The 19770-nt window shown below is 65.7% G+C and carries 20 protein-coding genes; 8 read left to right on the forward strand and 12 right to left on the reverse strand.

The genetic code is table 11. The annotated features are described in order from the left end of the window. Window positions 1-25 precede the first annotated feature (25 nt). Window positions 26-1687 (reverse strand): acyl-CoA synthetase, encoded by a 1662-nt coding sequence (locus tag ACZ50Z_RS17645; protein WP_464484695.1) that lies wholly within the window; start codon window positions 1685-1687, stop codon window positions 26-28. A 34-nt stretch (window positions 1688-1721) separates the two neighbouring features. Here ACZ50Z_RS17645 and ACZ50Z_RS17650 point away from each other — a divergent pair, with 34 nt between their 5' ends. Further along, window positions 1722-2594 carry a crotonase/enoyl-CoA hydratase family protein gene (locus tag ACZ50Z_RS17650; RefSeq protein ID WP_464484696.1) on the forward strand — a complete coding sequence of 291 codons (873 nt, stop codon included), beginning with the start codon at window positions 1722-1724 and terminating at the stop codon, window positions 2592-2594. A 95-nt stretch (window positions 2595-2689) separates the two neighbouring features. Here ACZ50Z_RS17650 and ACZ50Z_RS17655 read toward each other — a convergent pair whose 3' ends face one another. Next, the gene (locus tag ACZ50Z_RS17655) at window positions 2690-3880 is read right to left on the reverse strand and encodes an IS30 family transposase (protein ID WP_464483774.1); all 1191 of its coding nucleotides are present in this window, start codon (window positions 3878-3880) and stop codon (window positions 2690-2692) included. A gap of 151 nt (window positions 3881-4031) precedes the next feature. Next, the gene (locus tag ACZ50Z_RS17660; RefSeq protein WP_464484697.1) at window positions 4032-5255 is read right to left on the reverse strand and encodes a cytochrome P450; all 1224 of its coding nucleotides are present in this window, start codon (window positions 5253-5255) and stop codon (window positions 4032-4034) included. 42 nt (window positions 5256-5297) lie between these two features. Between ACZ50Z_RS17660 and ACZ50Z_RS17665 the strand changes: the two genes are divergently transcribed. Then, window positions 5298-6020: an acetoacetate decarboxylase family protein gene (locus ACZ50Z_RS17665; protein WP_464484698.1), complete on the forward strand. Its 723-nt coding sequence runs from the start codon at window positions 5298-5300 to the stop codon at window positions 6018-6020. 146 nt (window positions 6021-6166) lie between these two features. Here ACZ50Z_RS17665 and ACZ50Z_RS17670 read toward each other — a convergent pair whose 3' ends face one another. Then, entirely contained in the window at window positions 6167-7216 is a 1050-nt protein-coding gene (locus ACZ50Z_RS17670) for an LLM class F420-dependent oxidoreductase (protein ID WP_464484699.1), read from the reverse strand. 67 nt (window positions 7217-7283) lie between these two features. Between ACZ50Z_RS17670 and ACZ50Z_RS17675 the strand changes: the two genes are divergently transcribed. Genes ACZ50Z_RS17675 through ACZ50Z_RS17690 form a run of 4 tightly spaced genes read left to right on the forward strand, consistent with a single transcriptional unit; the run spans window position 7284 to window position 10955 of the window. Then, window positions 7284-8279, forward strand: coding sequence for a Zn-ribbon domain-containing OB-fold protein (locus ACZ50Z_RS17675; RefSeq protein ID WP_464484700.1), 996 nt, complete (start codon window positions 7284-7286; stop codon window positions 8277-8279). A 15-nt stretch (window positions 8280-8294) separates the two neighbouring features. Continuing rightward, the gene (locus ACZ50Z_RS17680) at window positions 8295-9359 is read left to right on the forward strand and encodes a thiolase domain-containing protein (protein ID WP_464484701.1); all 1065 of its coding nucleotides are present in this window, start codon (window positions 8295-8297) and stop codon (window positions 9357-9359) included. Then, the gene (locus tag ACZ50Z_RS17685) at window positions 9359-10552 is read left to right on the forward strand and encodes a thiolase domain-containing protein (protein ID WP_464484702.1); all 1194 of its coding nucleotides are present in this window, start codon (window positions 9359-9361) and stop codon (window positions 10550-10552) included. The genes ACZ50Z_RS17680 and ACZ50Z_RS17685 overlap by 1 nt, the downstream gene beginning before the upstream one ends. A gap of 1 nt (window position 10553) precedes the next feature. Continuing rightward, the gene (locus tag ACZ50Z_RS17690) at window positions 10554-10955 is read left to right on the forward strand and encodes a nuclear transport factor 2 family protein (protein WP_464484703.1); all 402 of its coding nucleotides are present in this window, start codon (window positions 10554-10556) and stop codon (window positions 10953-10955) included. Here the strand turns inward: ACZ50Z_RS17690 and ACZ50Z_RS17695 are convergent. Further along, window positions 10952-11476 carry a gamma carbonic anhydrase family protein gene (locus ACZ50Z_RS17695; protein WP_464484704.1) on the reverse strand — a complete coding sequence of 175 codons (525 nt, stop codon included), beginning with the start codon at window positions 11474-11476 and terminating at the stop codon, window positions 10952-10954. The genes ACZ50Z_RS17690 and ACZ50Z_RS17695 overlap by 4 nt on opposite strands. Window positions 11477-11590: 114 nt before the next feature. Here ACZ50Z_RS17695 and ACZ50Z_RS17700 point away from each other — a divergent pair, with 114 nt between their 5' ends. After that, on the forward strand, window positions 11591-12748 hold the full coding sequence (locus ACZ50Z_RS17700) for a Rieske 2Fe-2S domain-containing protein (protein WP_464484705.1): 1158 nt from the start codon (window positions 11591-11593) through the stop codon (window positions 12746-12748). A 5-nt stretch (window positions 12749-12753) separates the two neighbouring features. Next, window positions 12754-13185 carry a hypothetical protein gene (locus ACZ50Z_RS17705; protein WP_464484706.1) on the forward strand — a complete coding sequence of 144 codons (432 nt, stop codon included), beginning with the start codon at window positions 12754-12756 and terminating at the stop codon, window positions 13183-13185. Between the two features lie 69 nt (window positions 13186-13254). Here ACZ50Z_RS17705 and ACZ50Z_RS17710 read toward each other — a convergent pair whose 3' ends face one another. From ACZ50Z_RS17710 to ACZ50Z_RS17740, 7 genes are all read right to left on the reverse strand, one after another. Then, window positions 13255-14400 (reverse strand): sulfotransferase family protein, encoded by a 1146-nt coding sequence (locus ACZ50Z_RS17710; protein WP_464484707.1) that lies wholly within the window; start codon window positions 14398-14400, stop codon window positions 13255-13257. A 103-nt stretch (window positions 14401-14503) separates the two neighbouring features. Beyond that, a complete protein-coding gene (locus ACZ50Z_RS17715) occupies window positions 14504-15286 on the reverse strand; it encodes an SDR family oxidoreductase (protein WP_464484708.1) in 783 nt (260 codons plus the stop codon). Continuing rightward, entirely contained in the window at window positions 15283-16422 is a 1140-nt protein-coding gene (locus ACZ50Z_RS17720; RefSeq protein ID WP_464484709.1) for a hypothetical protein, read from the reverse strand. Before ACZ50Z_RS17720 ends, ACZ50Z_RS17715 begins: the two co-directional genes overlap by 4 nt. 88 nt (window positions 16423-16510) lie before the next feature. Next, window positions 16511-16816: a hypothetical protein gene (locus ACZ50Z_RS17725; protein WP_464484710.1), complete on the reverse strand. Its 306-nt coding sequence runs from the start codon at window positions 16814-16816 to the stop codon at window positions 16511-16513. Between the two features lie 62 nt (window positions 16817-16878). Then, on the reverse strand, window positions 16879-17934 hold the full coding sequence (gene dmpG, locus ACZ50Z_RS17730; RefSeq protein WP_464484711.1) for a 4-hydroxy-2-oxovalerate aldolase: 1056 nt from the start codon (window positions 17932-17934) through the stop codon (window positions 16879-16881). Next, window positions 17931-18863: an acetaldehyde dehydrogenase (acetylating) gene (locus ACZ50Z_RS17735; RefSeq protein ID WP_464484712.1), complete on the reverse strand. Its 933-nt coding sequence runs from the start codon at window positions 18861-18863 to the stop codon at window positions 17931-17933. The genes dmpG and ACZ50Z_RS17735 overlap by 4 nt, the downstream gene beginning before the upstream one ends. A 51-nt stretch (window positions 18864-18914) precedes the next feature. Further along, the gene (locus ACZ50Z_RS17740; protein WP_464484713.1) at window positions 18915-19700 is read right to left on the reverse strand and encodes a 2-keto-4-pentenoate hydratase; all 786 of its coding nucleotides are present in this window, start codon (window positions 19698-19700) and stop codon (window positions 18915-18917) included. Between the last annotated feature and the right edge of the window lie 70 nt (window positions 19701-19770).

Consider the following 19770-nt stretch of genomic DNA (forward strand, 5'->3'; position numbering starts at 1 on the left):
GCGCGGTCCTAGCGCCGCAAGCGCGTCACGCGGTGACGTGAGCGGCGTGCACGTCGTCGGCCGGGCGCGCCTCGGTCTGCTCCTTGGCCCAGCGGTAGTCGGGTTTACCGGCGGGCGAACGCTTGACCTCGTCGACCAGCCACAGGCTGCGCGGCACTTTGTATCCGGCAATCTCGGAACGCACGAAGGCATCCAGCTCCGACAGCGCGGGCCGCGTTCCCGGCCGCGGCTGGACGACGGCCGCGACGTGCTGGCCGTACCGGGCGTCGGGCACACCGACCACCAGGGCGTCGAAGACGTCGGGGTGGCCCTTGAGCGCGGCCTCGACCTCCTCGGGGTAGATCTTCTCGCCGCCGCTGTTGATCGACACCGAGCCGCGGCCCAGCATCGTGACGGTGCCGTCGGCCTCCACCTCGGCGAAGTCGCCGGGGATGGCGTAGCGCACGCCGTTGAAGGTCTTGAACGTCTCGGCGGTCTTCTTCTCGTCCTTGTAGTAGCCGACGGGAATGTTGCCCTTCTTCGCGATGAAGCCGCGCACACCCGAGCCGGGCTTGACCTCGTTGCCCTGTTCGTCGAGGACGACGGTGCGGTGGTCGATCGTCACGCGCGGGCCACCGGCGTGCGGCGCGTCCTTCGCGACGATGCTGGTGCCGCCGAATCCGGTCTCCGAGGATCCGATGGAGTCGGTGATGACCCGGTTGGGCAACAGCTCGAGGAATTTCTCCTTGATGCTCGGCGAGAAGAGCGCCGCGGTGGAGGCGAGCAGGAACAAGGACGACAGGTCGTACTCGTTTCCCTCGTCCTGGTGGGCCAGCAGCGCGTCGAGCAGCGGCCGGGCCATCGCGTCGCCGGTGAAGAACAGCAGGTTCACCTTGTGGTCGTGGATCGTGCGCCACACCTCGTCGGCGTTGAATTCCGGTGCCAGCACGGTGGTTTGGCCCGAGAAGATCGACATCCAGGTGGCCGACTGGGTGGCGCCGTGGATCATCGGCGGAATCGGGTGGCGGACCATCGGCGGGTTGGCCGCGGCGGCCTTGGCCAGGTCGTACTCGTCCTTGACGAATTCGCCTGTGGCGAAGTCGGTTCCACCGAACAGCACCCGGTAGATGTCCTCGTGGCGCCACATCACGCCCTTCGGGAAGCCGGTGGTGCCCCCGGTGTAGAGGAGGTAGATGTCGTCAGCGCTGCGCGGGCCGAAGTCGCGCTCGGGCGAGCTCTGGGAGATCGCGGAGTAGAACTCGACGCCGCCGTAGCGGCCGAAAGCGTCGTCTGGAAGATCCGAGCCGTCCTCGACGACGAGGATCGTCTTGACGTTGGGGGTCTCGGGCAGCACGTTGGCCACCCGGTCGGAGTACTGGCGCTCGTGGACCAGCGCGACCATGTCGGAGTTGTCGAACAGGTAGCGCAGCTCGCCCTCGACATAGCGGTAGTTGACGTTCACCAGGATGGCGCCCGCCTTGACGATGCCGAGCATCGCGATGACGATCTCGATGCGGTTTCGGCAGTACAGGCCGACCTTGTCGTCTTTTTTCACCCCCTGCTCGAGCAGGTAGTGAGCAAGGCGGTTGGCCTTCTCCTCCAGTTGGGCGTACGTCAACTTCTCGTCGCCGCAGATCAGGGCGACACGCTCGGGCACAGCATCGATGGCGTGCTCTGCAAGATCGGCAATATTCAAGGCCACGGCCACCAAATTAGAACGTGTTACATTTCGAGGCAAGCTCGTGACGATTGTCGAGGGAGAGGCGGTAGCCGTGTCCGTGGAGAATGCCGGAACCCCAGCAAACACAGAAAACGGGGAAACCGGGCCCTCTGAAGCCGATGCGCTGGTGGAACAGCGTGGTCACACGCTCATCGTGACCATGAACCGGCCGCACCGCCGCAACGCCTTGAGCACGGAAATGATGGAAATCATGGTCCAGGCCTGGGACCGTGTCGACAACGATCCCGACATCCGCTGCTGCATCCTGACCGGCGCAGGTGGCTACTTCTGCGCGGGCATGGACCTCAAGGCCGCAACCCAGAAGCCGCCGGGCGAGTCATTCAAGGACGGCAGCTACGACCCGTCACGAATCGATGCCCTACTCAAAGGTCGCAGGCTGAAAAAGCCGCTGATCGCCGCCGTCGAGGGCCCGGCCATCGCCGGGGGCACAGAGATCCTGCAGGGAACCGACATCCGGGTGGCCGGCGAGAGCGCCAAATTCGGCATCTCCGAGGCCAAGTGGAGCCTGTATCCGATGGGCGGTTCCGCGGTGCGACTGGTGCGCCAGATCCCTTACACGGTGGCGTGCGACCTGCTGCTGACGGGGCGACACATCACCGCCACCGAGGCCAAGGAGATGGGCCTGATCGGCCACGTCGTGCCCGACGGGCAGGCGCTGACCAAGGCCCTCGAAATCGCGGAGGTCATCGAGAACAACGGGCCGTTGGCCGTGCAGGCGATCCTCAAGACGATCCGCGAGACCGAGGGCATGCACGAGGAAGAGGCCTTCAAGCCCGATACCGCCAACGGGATACCGGTGTTCCTCTCCGAGGACTCCAAGGAAGGTCCCCGGGCGTTCGCCGAGAAGCGCAAGCCCAACTTCCAAAGCCGCTAGCGCGGTCGGCCCCCTCCGGGTTGCGGCCGCCTAGGGCGTTCTTTTCGCTCCGCAGTTCGCGAGCGTAACCGCACTGCGAAATTTCGCCGGCGGTTTCACGCGGTGTTTGCAACAGCGGGTGGTTTTGACGGGTTGGAGAGTAGTTCGTCGAGGGCTTCGGCGGGGGTTTTCCAGCCCAGTGTTTGGCGGGGCCGGTTGTTGAGTTTGGCGGCGACGTAGTCGAGGTAGTCGGCGGGAAACGCGGATAGGTCGGTGCCTTTAGCAAAGTATTGGCGCAGCAGTCCGTTGGTGTTTTCGTTGGTGCCGCGCTGCCACGGTGAGTGGGGGTCGCAAAAGTAGATATCCAGTTGGGCGGCCTCGGCGATGGCGATGTGGTTGGCCATTTCTTTGCCTTGATCCCAGGTCAGTGTTTTGCGCAGGATTGCCGGCAGCTGCGCCATTTTGGCCACGATGGCCTCCTGCAGCGCCAGCGCTGTGTGGTCCTCAGGCAGGTGCAGCAGCATCACGAACCGCGTCATCCGCTCCACCACGGTGCCGATCGCCGAGGCCGATGCGGCGCTGCCCAGGATCAGATCGCCCTCCCAATGCCCGGGTACGGCGCGGTCTTCGACCTCGGGTGGGCGCTCGCTGATGTTGACCATGTTCGGGATGCGGCCGCGGCGCTGATCGGCGCGGCGCTGGGGTTTGCGCAGTGCACGCCCGGTGCGCAGGCAGCTGTGCAACTCGCGGCGCAAGTTCCCTTTGCCCTGAACGTAAATCGCTTGATAGATCGTCTCGTGGGACACCCGCATCTCCGCCTCGTCGGGAAAATCCATCACCAGCCGCTGAGCAATCTGGGTGGGACTGTGCTGGTCTTGCAACCGAGTCTGCACCTCATCATGCAGCCGCTGGTTGGTGGCCAGCTTGCCCGGTTTGGGCCGGCGAGCCCGCTCCCGGGCGCGCGCATGGGCCTTACTCGCGCGATAACGCGGCCGGGGATCCCACCCGCCGCGCCATCGGGCGCCGAATCGATACCGCGCCCGGTAGCGCCCGCGGCACCACCCATTGCGGTTGATCTCACGCATCACCGTCGTTGGGTGACGACCCAACCGATTCGCGATGTCACGGATCGACTCGCCACGGGCCACACCGTCCTGGATCTCTTCGCGCTCCTCATAGCTCAGCCGAGGCCGCGAGCGGGGCCCAACTGCTGGAAACTTTGGTCTCACCCCGCCAGCATCAGCAAACCATTGCTGACCACTGGACATCGACACGCCGACAGCCACCCCGGCCTCACCGGGCGACATTCCCTCCTTGATGTGATCCCAAAACCGACGGCCCAACCATGACAACGACGACGGACGCACAACAACTCCTCATCTAGAAGCTGTTGCATTCACCCCCTGAAGGGAAGGCCTGATTTTCCGCAGTGCGGTTACGCTCGCGTCCGAGCCCGCGTCAGCCCAGCAGCGGCGCGCTCGGGGTGAACACCACCGGCATGGCTTCCAGGCCGCTGACGAAGTTCGCCGGCCGCAGCGGCAGCGTCGAGTCGTCGTCGGCCAGCCTCATGTCCGGCAGCCGCTTGAGCACCCGCTCGGTCATCATCGACAGCTCGAGGCGGGCCAGCTGGTTGCCCAGACAGAAGTGGGTACCGAAGCCGAAAGCCATGTGGCTGTTCGGGTTTCGCCGGATGTCGAAGCTGTCCGGATCCTCGAACACCGACTCGTCGAAGTTGCCCGACTCGAACAGCAGCATGATCTTCTCGCCCTCGCGCAGCGAGGTGCCGTGGAAGTCGGTGTCGGCGGTCAGGGTTCTACACATGTTCTTCACCGGCGACGTCCAGCGCAGCATCTCTTCAATGGCACACGGAAGCAACGACGGGTCGCGCACCAGGTCATCCCACTGGTCGCGGTGGCGCACCAGCTGTTCGGTCCCTCCGCTCAGCGTGTGCCTCGTGGTCTCGTCACCGCCGATGAGGATGAGCAGCGTCTCCATGACGATCTCGTCGTCGGACATCCGCTGCCCCTCCACCTCGGCGTTCACCAGGATGGAGAACAGGTCGTCGGTGGGCTCGGCGCGCCGCTTGGTGATGATGGCGAGAGTGAATTCGGTGTACGCCGCGAACGCGGCCATCACCGCCTGGGCCGTGTCCGACGTGGGGTCGATGTGCGAGCTCAGTCCGCAGACCAGGTCGTCGGACCACTTCAACAGCATGCTGCGTTCCTGCGGCAGCACGCCCAGCATGTCGCCGATCACCGCCATCGGCAGCGGGGCGGCGATGTCGCGGACGAAGTCGCACTCGCCGCGCTCGCACACCGCATCGATCAGGGTGTCGCACAGCCTGGCGATCGACGGCTCCTTCTCCTTCACCCGCTTGCGGGTGAAGCCGGCGTTGACCAGCTTGCGGCGCAACAGATGTGCGGGATCGTCCATGTCGATCATGTAGGGCATGCCCGGCTGTTCAGGACGGATGCCCCCGGTGCTGGAGAACAGTTCTGGATTGCGTTCGGCGTCCAGGATGGCTTGATAGGTGGTGGCGCCCGCCAGTCCGTTGCAATCGCGAAACACCGGCTGGTTGGCGCGCATCCACCGATACGCCTCGCGCGAGGTGTGTCGGTCGGCATAGAAATTGCCGTCGGTCAGGTCGATGTTCGAGATTGCTTCCGGGATGGTCGAAGTCATCTACAGCCTCCAAATGTTGACGAACGGATTACAGTAACCGGCATGGCTGAGTCACAACACATCGTTGCGGGGACAGTCCTCACCATGCCGGTGCGGATACGGAAAGCGGACGTGCATACCGCGATGTTTTCGGTGGATGCGCAAGCGGCGCAACGACTTATCGACTACAGCGGTCTGCGAGTCTGCGAGCACCGCCCGGGTCGGGCGGTGGTCAACCTGATGCTCGCCCGCTACATCGACGGCGACCTGGGGTCCTACCACGAATTCGGCACCTGCGTGATGGTCAATCCCCCCGGTTCGACGGCGCGGGGCTGGCGGGCGCTGGGCGACGCGGCCGCCTTCATCCACCATCTGCCGGTCGATCAGAGCTTCACCCTGGAGGCGGGACGCTCCATTTGGGGGTTCCCGAAGATCATGGCCGACTTCACCATTCGCGAGCAGGGCGGGTTCGGGTTCGACGTCAGCGCCGACGGCGCACACATCGCCGGCATCGACTTCGCCCGCGGATTGCCGGTGCCGTCGTTGTTCACCTCGCGCCCGCAGGTCCTCAAGACCTACACCTACGCCGACGGCACCACCCGGGAAGTGCCGTGGGAGATGCGGGTGCGCGGACTGCACGGTCGGCCCGGCGGCGCCACGTTGCGATTGGGCGATCACGCCTACGCCAAGGAGTTGGCGTCGCTGGGCCTGCCCAAGCGGGCGATGATCTCCGGATCTGTCGGCCACGTCGAGATGACGTTCGGCGACGCCCACCCGCTCGGCTGAGCGGCGGGCCGGGCGTCGATTGCCCGGCTCGCCCCCATCGCGCCGCGCGCTCGGCGTCGTCGGGCGTGTCATCCGGACAATCTAGAACGCGTTCTCGACCGCTGGCAAGAAAACTAGAACGTGTTCTAGTCCGCGGCGGGCGTGGGTCAGATCAAGCTCGCCAGCTCGCGGACCTGCTCTGTACTGCGGCCGGACACCACCATCATGGTGACGCCGGCGGCCTCCCAGGCCTTGATCTGCTTACGCACGTAGTCGACGTCGCCGACGATCGCGGCGTCATCGATCACCTCGTCGGGGATGATTTCCGCGGCTCGTTCTTTGCCGTCCTTGCGTCCACTGCGGAACAGCTTCGTCACGTCGTCGACCACCTCGGAGTAGCCCATCCGGCGGTAGACGTCGGCGTGGAAGTTGGTGTCTTCGGCACCCATCCCGCCCATGTACAGCGCGATGTAGGGCTTCATGGCCGCGAACGCGGCGCTGCGGTCCTCGGTGATGACAATGTTGGCCGTCGCGCAGATCTCGAAGTCCTCGCGGCTGCGGCGCGCGCCCGGGCGGGCGAATCCCTCGTCCAGCCACTCGTTGTAGGTGTCGGCCATGCGCGGCGTGTAGAAGATCGGCAGCCAGCCGTCGCAGATCTCGGCGGCCAGCGCGACGTTCTTCGGCCCCTCGGCGCCCAGCATGATCGGGATGTCGGCCCGCAGCGGATGGGTGATCGGCTTGAGCGGCTTGCCCAAACCCGTTGCCGGCCCCCGGACCCCGTCCTTGAGAGGCAGCGGATAGTGCGGCCCGTCGCTGGTCACCGGAGCCTCGCGCGCCCACACCTGGCGGATGATGTCGATGTATTCGCGGGTACGGGCCAGCGGCTTGGGGAACGACTGGCCGTACCAGCCCTCGACGACCTGCGGCCCGGACACGCCGAGGCCGAGCACGTGCCGGCCGCCGGACAGGTGATCGAGCGTCAGCGCCGCCATCGCGCAGGCCGTCGGCGTCCGCGCGGACAGCTGAACCACCGAGGTGCCCAGCCGCACCCGCGACGTCGACGAACCCAGCCACGCCAGCGGTGTGTAGGCGTCGGATCCCCACGCTTCGGCGGTGAAGACGGCGTCATAACCGGCGTCCTCGGCCGCGGCGACGAGCTCACCGTGGTTCTCGGGCGGCTGAGCGCCCCAATATCCAAGCTGCAGTCCCAGCTTCATCGTCTTCGCCCTTCCGGTTGCAGACCCGATGTTGAATCCGTTCTTAGAACCTGTTCTACTCGATGGCGTGACAGCCAGCTCGAGTAGCCCGCCCCTGATGGATAACCCGGAGCCACCGCTCGCCGCACCACTGACGTTGTCCTTCGACTACACCCGTTCGGTCGGCCCCACGCTGAGCAAGTTCTTCACCGCACTGCGTGATCGCCACGTCCTGGGGGTGCGCGGATCGGATGGCCGGGTGCATGTGCCGCCGCCGGAATATGACCCGGTCACCTACGAGCCGCTGGGCGAGATGGTACCGGTATCCAGTGTCGGCACCGTCGTCTCGTGGACCTGGCAGCCCGAACCGATGGAGGGCCAGCCGCTCGACCGGCCGTTCGCCTGGGCGCTGATCAAGCTCGACGGCGCCGACACCCCGTTGATCCATGCTGTGGACGCCGGCGAGCCCACGGCCATCAAGACCGGCGCGAGGGTGCATGTGCACTGGGTCGACGAGCCGGTGGGCGCCATCACCGACATCGCGTATTTCGCGCTCGGGGAGGACGCTGAAGTCGTCGCGGAGCAGTCGGACGGCGACAAGGATCCGGTGACCATGATCGTCACGCCCGTCTCGCTGACCATTCAGCACAGCGCCTCGCACGAGGAGAGCGCCTACCTGCGGGCCATCGCCCAGGGCAAGCTGCTCGGCGCGAAGACGGGCGAGCACGGCAAGGTCTACTTCCCGCCCCACGGCGCCGACCCGGCCACCGGCCAGCCGACCACCGACTTCGTCGAGCTGCCGGACAAGGGCACCGTGACGACGTTCGCGATCATCAACATCCCGTTCCAGGGCCAGCGCATCAAGCCGCCCTACGTGGCCGCCTATGTGCTGCTCGACGGGGCCGACATCCCGTTCCTGCATCTCGTCGCCGACATCGACGCGCACGAGGTACGGATGGGCATGCGCGTCGAAGCGGTGTGGAAACCCCGCGAGGAGTGGGGTTTTGGCATCGACAACATCGAGTACTTCCGGCCGACCGGCGAACCCGACGCCGACTACGACACCTACAAGCACCACCTGTAAAGGGCTTAGGAACACATGAGTTCTCGCAACGTCGCGGTAGTCGGCTTTGCCCACGCACCACACGTCCGCCGCACCGACGGCACCACCAACGGTGTCGAGATGTTGATACCGTGCTTCGCCCAGCTGTACGAGGAGCTGGGCATCGAGAGGACCGACATCGGCTTCTGGTGCTCCGGGTCGTCCGATTACCTTGCCGGACGGGCTTTTTCGTTCATCTCGGCGATCGACTCGATCGGTGCCGTTCCGCCGATCAACGAATCGCACGTCGAGATGGACGCGGCCTGGGCCCTCTACGAGGCCTACATCAAGCTGTTGACCGGTGAGGTCGACACCGCACTCGTGTACGGCTTCGGCAAGTCCTCGGCCGGGATCCTGCGCCAGATCCTGACGCGGCAGACCGACCCGTACACCGTCGCGCCGCTGTGGCCCGATTCGATCTCGATGGCCGGGCTGCAGGCCCGCATCGGCCTCGACACCGGCAAGTGGACCGAGGAGCAGATGGCGCGCGTGGCCTTCGACTCCTTCGCGAACGCGCGCCGGGTGGACAAGGTAGAGGGCTCGATCAGCGTGGCCGAACTGCTCGAACGGCCGTTTTACTCGGACCCCCTGCGGCGCCACGACATCGCGCCCATCACCGATGGCGCAGCGGCGATCGTGCTCGCGGCCGGCGACCGGGCACGCGAACTTCGCGAAAACCCCGCCTGGATCACGGGAATCGAGCATCGCATCGAAACCCCGTCGCTGGGGGCGCGTGACCTGACCGAGTCCCCGTCGACCAAAGCCGCGGCCCACGTGGCCACCGGCGGCAGGACCGACAACCTGGACGTGGCCGAGATCTGCGCGCCCTTCACCCACCAGCACCTGATCATCGAGGAAGCCATCCGGATACCGGGACCGACCAAGGTCAATCCGTCCGGTGGCGCGCTGGCGGCCAATCCCATGTTCGTCGCCGGGCTCGAGCGGATCGGCTTTGCAGCACAACACATCTGGAATGGTTCGGCTGAGCGGGTGCTGGCGCACGCCACCAGCGGACCAGCGCTACAACAGAACCTGGTCGCGGTCATGGAAGGGAAGAACTGATGGCCGGTGCAGGGCCGAACATTGCTGCGGTACTAGGTACCGGACAGACGAAGTACGTCGCCAAGCGCCAAGACGTTTCGATGAACGGCCTGGTGCGCGAGGCGATCGATCGGGCGCTGGCCGACTCGGGTTGCACCTTCGACGACATCGACGCCGTCGTGGTCGGTAAGGCCCCGGACTTCTTCGAGGGCGTCATGATGCCCGAACTGTTCATGGCCGACGCCATGGGCGCCACCGGCAAGCCGCTGATTCGGGTTCACACCGCCGGATCCGTCGGCGGCTCCACCGGTGTCGTGGCCGCCAGCCTGGTGCAGTCCGGTAAGTACCGGCGCGTGCTGGCGATGGCCTGGGAAAAGCAGTCGGAATCAAACGCGATGTGGGCGTTGTCGATTCCGATCCCCTTCATCAAGCCGGTGGGCGCGGGCGCGGGCGGCTACTTCGCCCCGCACGTGCGCTCCTACATCCGTCGATCCGGGGCGCCGACGAACATCGGTGCCATAGTCGCGGTCAAGGACCGGCTCAACGGTGCCCGCAACCCGCTGGCGCACCTGCACCAGCCCGACATCACCGTGGAGAAGGTGATGGCGTCCCCGATGCTGTGGGACCCGATCCGCTACGACGAAACCTGCCCGTCCTCCGACGGCGCGGCGGCAGTCGTGATCGGCAACGAGGAGGCCGCCGAAGCCCGTCTGGCGCAAGGTAATCCGGTGGCCTGGATCCACGCCACAGCGCTGCGCACAGAGCCACTACAGTTCTCCGGGCGCGACCAGGTCAGCCCCCAGGCCGGCCGTGACGCGGCCGCCGCGCTGTGGAAGGCCGCCGGCATCACGAGCCCGATCGACGAGATCGACGCCGCGGAAATCTACGTGCCGTTCTCCTGGTTCGAACCGATGTGGTTGGAAAACCTCGGGTTTGCGCCCGAGGGCGAGGGCTGGAAACTCACCGAGGCGGGCGAGACCAAGATCGGCGGCCGGCTGCCGGTGAACGCGTCGGGCGGTGTGCTGTCGTCGAACCCGATCGGCGCGTCGGGCCTGATTCGTTTCGCCGAGGCCGCGATCCAGGTCATGGGCAAGGGCGGCGACCACCAAGTTCCCAACGCGCGAAAAGCGTTGGGACACGCCTACGGCGGCGGCTCGCAGTACTACTCCATGTGGGTGGTCGGCGCCGACAAGCCGGCGGCCGAGAGAGCCTGACATGCATCCCGCGCACGAGGCCGGCCGCCGCTCGCGCGACGCGGTGGCGGCCCGGGACAAGGATGCCTGGCTGGCGGTGTTCGCCGAGGACGCCATTGTCGAGGACCCGATCGGCCCCTCGGCGTTTGACCCCGAAGGCCTCGGCCACCGCGGCCGCGACGCGATTTCGGCGTTCTGGGACAAGGCGATAGCCCCCACGACGAAGATCGAGTTCGTTTTCCGCGACACCTATCAGTGCGGCAACGAGGAGGCCAACGTCGGGCACATCCTCATCACGACGGGCGACTACCAGACGACCGCCGAGGGCGTGTTCACTTATAAGGCCAACGACGAGGGCAAGCTGGTGGCCCTGCGCGCCTACTGGGAGATGGACCGCGCGGCGGCCAACACCAAAAAGGTCTAAATCGGCTCCAGCCCGGCCAGATGCCGCTGGGCGAGGTCGCGGTAGGCCTGCGGATTCACCTTGACCCACATCTCGGCGCCGGTGCCGGCCACCGGACCCCTGATTTGAGCCGGCGCGCCGACGGCCAGCATCCCGGCCGGGATCTGGGTGCCGGCCGTCACCAGTGAGTGCGCGGCGACCAGGCTGCGCGCGCCGATCACCGCGCCATCCAGCACGGTGGCGTGGTTGGCGATCAGCGCCTCCTGCCCGACGTGGGCCCCGTGAATGACACACAGGTGCGCGACCGTCGCACCGGGACCGATGTCCACCGGGATGCCGGGAGGGGCATGCAGCACCGACCCGTCCTGCACGTTGGCGCCCTCGCGGACCACGATGGGGCCGTAGTCGCCCCGCAGGACGGCGTTGAACCAGATCGAGGCGCCCGCCTCCACGACAACGTCGCCGATCAGGGTGGCCGTCGGTGCCACAAAAGCGGTGGGGTCGACCCGTGGCGCGCGGCCCTCGAATGCAAACAGCGGCATCGTTTACATATACCCCAGCACGCATATGTCCCAGCCAGGCACGCCGTCGTTGCGCGCCCCCGCCGCAAAACTGTAACGTGTTCTAGTTAGAGGGCTACGAGTTGGAGGTGACTGGTGAGTACCGACACCAAGGCGGTCGGCATCCGGGAGATCGACCCCGGCGCCTTGCCGACCAGGTACGCCCGCGGCTGGCACTGCCTGGGCGTCGCGAAGGACTTCCAGGATGGTAAGCCGCACTCGATCGAGGCTTTCGGCACCAAGCTGGTGGTATTCGCCGACTCCCACGGGGACATCAAGGTCCTCGACGGGTACTGCCGCCACATGGGCGGCGACCTGTCGGAAGGCACGATCAAGGGCGACGAGGTCGCCTGTCCCTTCCACGACTGGCGCTGGGGTGGCGACGGCCGCTGCAAGCTGGTTCCGTACGCCAAGCGCACGCCCAAGACGGCGCGCACCCGGGCGTGGTCGACCGATGTGCGGGGCGGCCTGCTGTTCGTCTGGCACGACCACGAAAACAATCCGCCGGACCCCGCCGTGCAGATTCCGGACATCCCGGAAGCCCACAGCGACGAGTGGACCGAGTGGCGGTGGAACAGCATCCTCATCGAGGGGTCCAACTGCCGCGACATCATCGACAACGTCACCGACATGGCGCATTTCTTCTACATCCATTTCGGGTTGCCGACGTACTTCAAGAACGTCTTCGAAGGCCACGTCGCCTCGCAGTACCTGCACAACGTGGGCCGGCCCGACGTCAGCGACCTCGGCACCACCTACGGTGAGGCGCACCTGGATTCCGAGGCCTCCTACTTCGGCCCGTCGTTCATGATCAACTGGCTGCACAACAGCTACGGCGGTTACAAGGCCGAGTCGATCCTGATCAACTGCCACTACCCGGTGACCCAGAACTCGTTCGTGCTGCAGTGGGGCGTCATCGTCGAAAAGCCCAAGGGCATGGACGACAAGATGACCGACAAGTTGGCGAAGGTGTTCACCGAGGGTGTCAGCAAGGGCTTCCTGCAGGACGTCGAGATCTGGAAGCACAAGACACGCATCGACAATCCGCTGCTGGTCGAAGAGGACGGCGCCGTCTACCAGCTGCGCCGCTGGTATCAGCAGTTCTATGTCGACGTCGCCGACATCGAGCCGGAAATGGTGGAGCGCTTCGAGATCGAGGTGGACACCACCCGCGCGAACGAGTACTGGAATTCCGAGGTCGAGGACAACCTCAAGGCCAAGGAATCCGAGGACGTTCCGGCGGAGCAGCACTAGGCATCATGCCCGACGATCAGCCGGAGGTACCTGACGTCGATCGGCTTGCGCGGTCGATGTTGCAGCTGCACGGCGATCATCACGACCACGACGAGAAGCCCGCCGACAACGGCGGGTCCCGATCGTGGTCGAAGTCAAGGGATTTCGCCAACGACCCGCAACGCGCGGCCGCCGTGGCCGAAGCCAGCCGCGCCGACCGCGAACGCTACCTCAACTCCGGACTGCTGCCGGTGGACTGCCGTTTCTGCCATGTTCGGGTCACCGTTCGCAGACTCGGACCGGGACACACTGCGGTGCAATGGAACAGCGAGGCCTGGCAGCGCTGCGCGTACTTCACCGAAGTGCGCGAATCCGGCGGTGACACCGCTCGCACGCGATCCTGCCCCAAACTGAGCGACAGCATCGAGCATGCCGTCGCGGAAGGCTACCTCGACTGACTCCGCGAGACTGTAGCTACCGACGGTCTCACTCGGGAAGTGTGTCGCCAGTTGCAGTTTCGCGACGGATCACAGGCCCGCGAATCGCTCCTTGACCGTCTCGGTGCTCAGGCCGTAGTCCGCCAGCGAGTAGGTGTGCTTGGGCGCCCGCTCGCCGGACTGACTGTCGGCGTGGGTCTTTTCCATGGCGGCCCTGGCCTCTTCGGTCAGCGTCAGCCCGAAGTGCCGGTAGATGTCGGCGACGATACCCATCGGGTCCGCGATCAATTGCCTGTAGTCGACGTCGTAGAACTGCGACGGGCTGTATTTGGCCCGCGCGGTGTTGAACCGCTCCAACCCTCGCGACCAGGTTTCCATTGCGTCAGCACCGATTTGGGCGCCCGTGAACGTCGTCGACCAGCCTTCGGCGGTGTGCTGCGCCAGCGAGCACATCGAGGCCATGATCGTTTCGACGGGCCGATGCGTCTGGATCACCAGCGCGTCGGGATACGTCGCCATCAACGCGTCCAACGCGAACAGGTGGCTGGGGTTCTTCAGCACCCACCGCTTGTCGGCGTCGTTGAGCCCGATCAGCTGAAGATTCTTGCGGTGCCGCCGATACGACGGCGTCCAGTCCTGCTCGGCGAGCCACCGCGCGTAGCTCGGGAGGTGCGCCAGCGTTTCGTAGGACACCGAATGCAGCGACTGCCGCAGCAGCTGCCAGCACTCCTCCAGCTCGTAGGCCGCCATGAAATGCAGCCCGGTGTAGCCGGGGTTGTCCTGGTGGTGCTGGGTGAATTGCGCGTCGAGCTGGCGGTACAGCGGATGCGACTCCCAGGTCTCGCGCGGCGGGCGCGGTTGCGGGAATTCGGCCAGCCACATGTGCAGGCCCTGATGCGCGGGATCGGCACCCAGGAGCCGGTGCAGCGCCGTGGTCCCGGTGCGCACCAGCCCGGTGACGAAGATGGGGCGTTCGATGGCGACGCCGGCGTACTGCGGGTATTGCTTCCAGGAGGCCTCGGACAGCAATCGGGCCACCAGCGCCCCGCGCAGGAAGAAGCGATTCATCTTGCTGCCCAACACCGTAAGCCCCGCCTCGGTCCGGTAGGAGTCCAGCAGCACTGAAAGCGCTTCGCGATAGTTGTCGTCGTCGACACCGAAGTCGTCGAGCCCGGTCAGCTTGGTGGCCGATGCGTGTAGTTCGTCGACGGTACCGATATCGGTGCGATCACTCATCGTTGCGCCGCCTTCTCCTCATCGCTGCGCTCTGCATCGTCGGCGACGGCATCGTTGCGCCGCCTCCTCCTCATCGCTGCGCTCTGCATCGTCGGCGACGGCATTACGTGTGGTACTCCCCGCAGTTGACGTCCAGGGTCTGCCCCGTGATGCCGCTGGACAGGTCACTGGCCATGAACAAGATTGCCGAGGCGACCTCGTCCTCGGTGGGCAGCCGCTTGAGATCAGAGTTCGCTGCGGTGGCCTCATAGATCTGCTCGGCCGTGGTGCCGTACTTGCCGGCCTGATGGTTGAAGTAGGCCTGCAAGGTGTCACCCCAAATATAGCCGGGTGCAACGGAATTGACGCGGATACCCTGCTCGCCGAGCTCGGTGGCCAACGACTGCGACATGGACAACAGCGCGGATTTGGCCATCTTGTAGGCGCCGTACTTGGCCTGCGAGTGTCGGATCACCATGGAGTTGACGTTGACGACCGAACCCTTGGATTCCGCCAGCGCCTCGGTAAAGCCTTGGATCAGCCGCAGGGCACCGAGCGCGCTGAGTTCGATCGCATCACGAATGTGCTGAAACGTGGTGCCGGCCAACGGCTTCATCGACGGCACCCGGAAGGCGTTGTTGATCAGCACGTCGACCTTGCCGTAGGCGTCCAGCGTGGCGGCGACGAGGTTGTTCACCTGGTCGTCATCGGTGATATCGGTGCGCACCGTCGTCGCGCGGCCCCCGATGTCGGCAATCTGCTTGGCGACGTCGTCCAGCCGTTCGGGTGTGCGGGCGGCCAGTACCAGGTCGGCGCCCTCTCGCGTGCATCGGTGCGCCAGTGTCGTACCCAGACCCGGACCGACGCCGCTGATCACCACTACCTTGCCATCGAGCAACTTCGTCATCCCAGCATCCTCGCCTGAATTTGTTGTTGGCGCAGCGTGATTCGCTCACGCCAGTCGTCATCGGAGATCTTGTTGTGCTCGAAGTACGGCAGCGTCGCCGGCACGGCGTCGATGTCGACCAGCTCGACGCTGGGACCGTCGGCGTCGGTGAGCTGCCGCGATACCCGCTGCCAGCGGAACTGCAGGATGCCCTTCCGATGCCCCAGGGTCTCCACCCAGTTGGTCACGCCGGGGTTCTGGTCGGCGACGACGATACGCACCTTGCCATCCGGATCCACTTGCGCCTGAGTGTTGTTCAGCGATGTCTGGTGGTTGATGTAATCCAGCGAGATGTACCACAGGCTGCCCAGCTGGAACCCGAGGTAGGGGGCGTCGGTGACCGGGATGGTGATCACCAGCGCCTGGTCGGGGCGCAGCTCGTAATGCCCCACCGACGAGTACTGCGTCGCCAGACCGCCGGGCGTCAACCGCGGCGCGACCATCGTGTTGACCGGAATGTTGAAATAGAACCACTGCGGGAACTGCAGCCACGTCTTCACCCGGTTCACCAGTTGCTTTCCGGCTGTGGCGAAACGCTTTTCGATGGTTGCACGACTCAGCGGCGGCGGCGCGGTGCCCGCGGTGTCCAGCCGGGAGATGGCCAGCGTGCCGCGCTGTGCGGCCCAGTCGCCGTACACCTCGCGGATGACCAGCTGTCCGGGGTTGGTCGGCCGAACCCGCCATTCGAAGCTGCCGTCGGGGGCGATCTCCAGCTCCCGGTCGTCGAACGCCGCCTGGCTGACGGGCACGTTGTCGTCGGTGTACTCGCCGCCGAGCAGCTGGAAACTCAGGTCGGTGGTGGTGCCGCGCCTGCCGGTGACGACGTAGTCGTGGTTGGCGTGCACCCGCGTGCCGAAATAAAGCGTGTCGGGGTTGTCCAGGCCCATCTTGGTGAACGGCCCGGTACCCGACTGCAGGAAGGGATGGTCACGGTCGTAGTCGAAGGCCAGATGTGTGCAGGCCGCGACGCAGCCCGCCAGGTATTGGAGCCCCTCGAGCAGGTCGGCCTCGGTCTCGATGTGCGGTGCGGCGGCCACCAGCTCTTCGGCCTCGGCGATCGCTTGGGTGAGCGGGCCGGAAAAGGAATTTGCGGACACGCATAGACGCTAGAACGTGTTCTACTTTTTCGTCAATGGCGAACATTCCCGCGTGTCGGCCGCGGGGTTCAAGGACGAGGCAGGTTCGCTACGGCGGGCAGGCGTGGGACAGCTCGATCAGGTGCTGCCGCACGTCGGGATGCCGGTTCAGGTAGTCGATCACGCTGCCGTTACCGCCCTCGCCGCGTGACTTGTCCTGCAGCTGCTGGTGGAGGTCGGGATGGCGCTGCAGGTACGCGTCGATGGAACTACCCACGTCCTGATCGCATTCCGCGGCGGCTGTGCCCGCCAAAGGCACCGCGATCACCATCGCAGCGGTCGCAGTCAGGAGCCCCCCGGCGAGCAGGCCGAAGAGTCCGCGACCACGAGTGCCGACTGTCTTGGATGTGCTCATGCCCACCAGGCTACGCGCGCTACCTTTGCGTAGCCTGTGCGCGCCGTCGCCAAAGCGGCAGGTCAACGCGTGGCGGCGGCGCCGCTTTCTTGCTCACGCTTGATTTCCAGCGCGATGTCGATGAGTTGGTCTTCTTGGCCGCCGATGAGTTTGCGTTGGCCGGCGCGGTGCAGTAGTTCGTGTGGGGGGACGCCGTAGCGTTCGCCCTGGCGGATGGCGTGTTTGAGGAAGCTGGAGTAGACCCCGGAGTAGCCCATGATCAGGGCGTTGCGGTCGAGTAGGCATTCGGTGGGCATGGCGGGGGCGACGACGTCTTCGGCGGCGTCGGCGATGTCGAAGAAGTCGATGCCGGTTTTGACGCCGATCTTGTCGAACACCCCGATCAGGGCCTCGACGGGGGCGTTGCCTGCCCCGGCGCCAAAGCGCCGACAGGATCCGTCGATCTGCTTGGCGCCCGCGCGCACGGCCTCCACACTGTTGGCCACCCCCAGACCGAGGTTTTCGTGGCCGTGGAAGCCGACCTGGGCGTCGTCGCCGAGTTCAGCGACCAACGCGGCGACCCGGTCGCGCACGCCTTCGAGCACCAGGGCGCCCGCGGAGTCGACCACGTAGACGCATTGGCAGCCCGCGTCGGCCATGATGCGGGCCTGGGCGGCTAGCTTTTCCGGGGAGATGGTGTGGCTCATCATCAAAAAGCCGACGGTTTCTAGGCCGAGTTCGCGGGCCAGGCCGAAGTGCTGGATCGAGACGTCGGCCTCGGTGCAGTGCGTGGCGATCCGGCAGATCTCCCCGCCGTTGTTCTGGGCCTCTTTGATGTCTTCCTTGGTGCCCACCCCGGGCAGCATCAAAAAGGCGATCTTGGCCTCCTTGGCGGTCTGGGCGGCGAGCTTGATCAGCTCTTGTTCGGGGGTCTTGGAGAACCCGTAGTTAAAGCTCGATCCACCCAGTCCGTCGCCGTGGGTGACCTCGATGACGGGCACACCCGCGGCGTCCAGGGCGGCCACGATCGCGCCGACTTCGTCCTTGGTGAACTGATGACGCTTGTGGTGTGAGCCGTCGCGCAGCGAGGTGTCGGTCATCCGGACATCCCAGACCGGGTTGAAGAAGATGTCACTCATGATTGGCCTCCTCCGGCCGTCGCCGCCAGGCTCTCTTTGGCGATCTCCTCGCCGACCTTGGTCGCCGCGGCGGTCATGATGTCCAGGTTGCCCGCATAGGGGGGCAGGTAATCGCCGGCGCCCTCGACTTCGACGAACGTGGTGACCAGGGCCTGGCCGCCGGAGTTGATCGATGGGTCGTCGAATTGGGGGTCGTTGAGCAGCCGGTAACCGGGCACGTAGGTTTGCACCTCGGTGACCACGTCGTGGATCGAGGCGGCGATCGCGTCGCGGTCGGCGTCTTCGGGGATCGCGCAAAAGATGGTGTCGCGCATGATCATCGGCGGGTCGGCCGGGTTCAAGATGATGATCGCCTTACCGCGTTTGGCCCCACCGATGGTCTCCACGCCCTTACTTGTGGTCTTGGTGAACTCGTCGATGTTGGCCCGAGTGCCCGGGCCCGCCGACAGCGAGGCCACCGAGGCCACGATCTCGGCATAGGGCACACCACCGAGGTCGGCCACCGCGCGCGAGACCGCGTAGACGATCGGGATGGTGGCCTGCCCACCGCAGGTGATCATGTTGACATTGGGTGCATCCAGATGCTGGCGCAGGTTGGCCGGCGGGATCACCGCCGGACCCACCGCGGCCGGCGTCAAATCGATGGCCCGAATGCCGGCGGCCTCGTACTTGGGGGCGGCGTCGCGGTGCACGTAGGCGCTGGTCGCCTCGAACACCAGATCGGGCTTGTCCGACTGGGCCAACAACCAGTCCACCCCCTCGTGGGTGGTCTCCAAACCCAACTTGCGGGCCCGCGCCAAACCCTCGCTGTCGGGGTCGATGCCCACCATCCAGCGCGGCTCCAGCCACTCCGACCGCAACAACTTATACAACAGGTCAGTGCTGATATTGCCCGACCCGACAATGGCCACACTCGCCTTCGACGGCATGATGCCCCTTTTCGAACTGCTGAGATTTAAGTTAGTCGATTTAATTCGAGCCTATTCGAACGATAGACGCACCGAACCGAGGCCCGCGAAGTCGGCGACGAAGTCGTCGCCGGGGTGCGCGTCGATGGCTTTCGTGCACGAGCCGGGCAGCACCACATCACCCTTGCGCAATCGCACACCGAAGCCGTCGACCTTGCGGGCCAGCCAGGCCACCGCGGTGACGGGATTGCCCAAAACCGCGTCGGTGCGGCCCTGCGCGACGACCTCTCCGTTGCAGCGCAGCACCGCGTCGATCCCCTTGACGTCGATGTCGCGGGGGGAGACCCGGGCCTCGCCCAGCACGAAACCGGCCGACGAGGCGTTGTCGGCGATGGTGTCGCACAGCTCGATCTTCCAGTCGGTGATGCGGGTGTCGATCAACTCGATGGACGGCACCAGCGCCTCGGTCGCCGCCAGCACGTCGTCCTCGGTGCACCCCGCGCCCGGCAGGTCGGCGTTCAACACGAAACCGACCTCGACCTCCACCCGCGGATACAGGTAGCGATTCGCCTTGACCGGGGTGTCTTCGAACAACTGCATCTCATCGAGCAAATGCCCGTAGTCCGGCTCGTCGACACCCATCATCTGCTGGATCGCCAACGACGACAGCCCCACCTTGTGACCCAACACCCGGGCCCCCTCGGCAACCCGCTGCCGGATATTGATCAGCTGAATCTCATACGCATCGACCACGTCGATGTCCGGATAGGCGGCGGTCAACGGGGCGATCGGCTCACCGCTCCGCTCCGCCTGCGCCAACTCGGCAGCCAGCTCGTCGCGGGTAGCAACACTGAGCATTTTTCTACGTCTCCTCGTACGGTCGACCCGGGCCAGTAGCGGCCGCCCCGGGCAATTCTATAACGTGTTC

This window comes from Mycobacterium sp. NTMscope_MAC_269, from assembly GCF_976985695.1.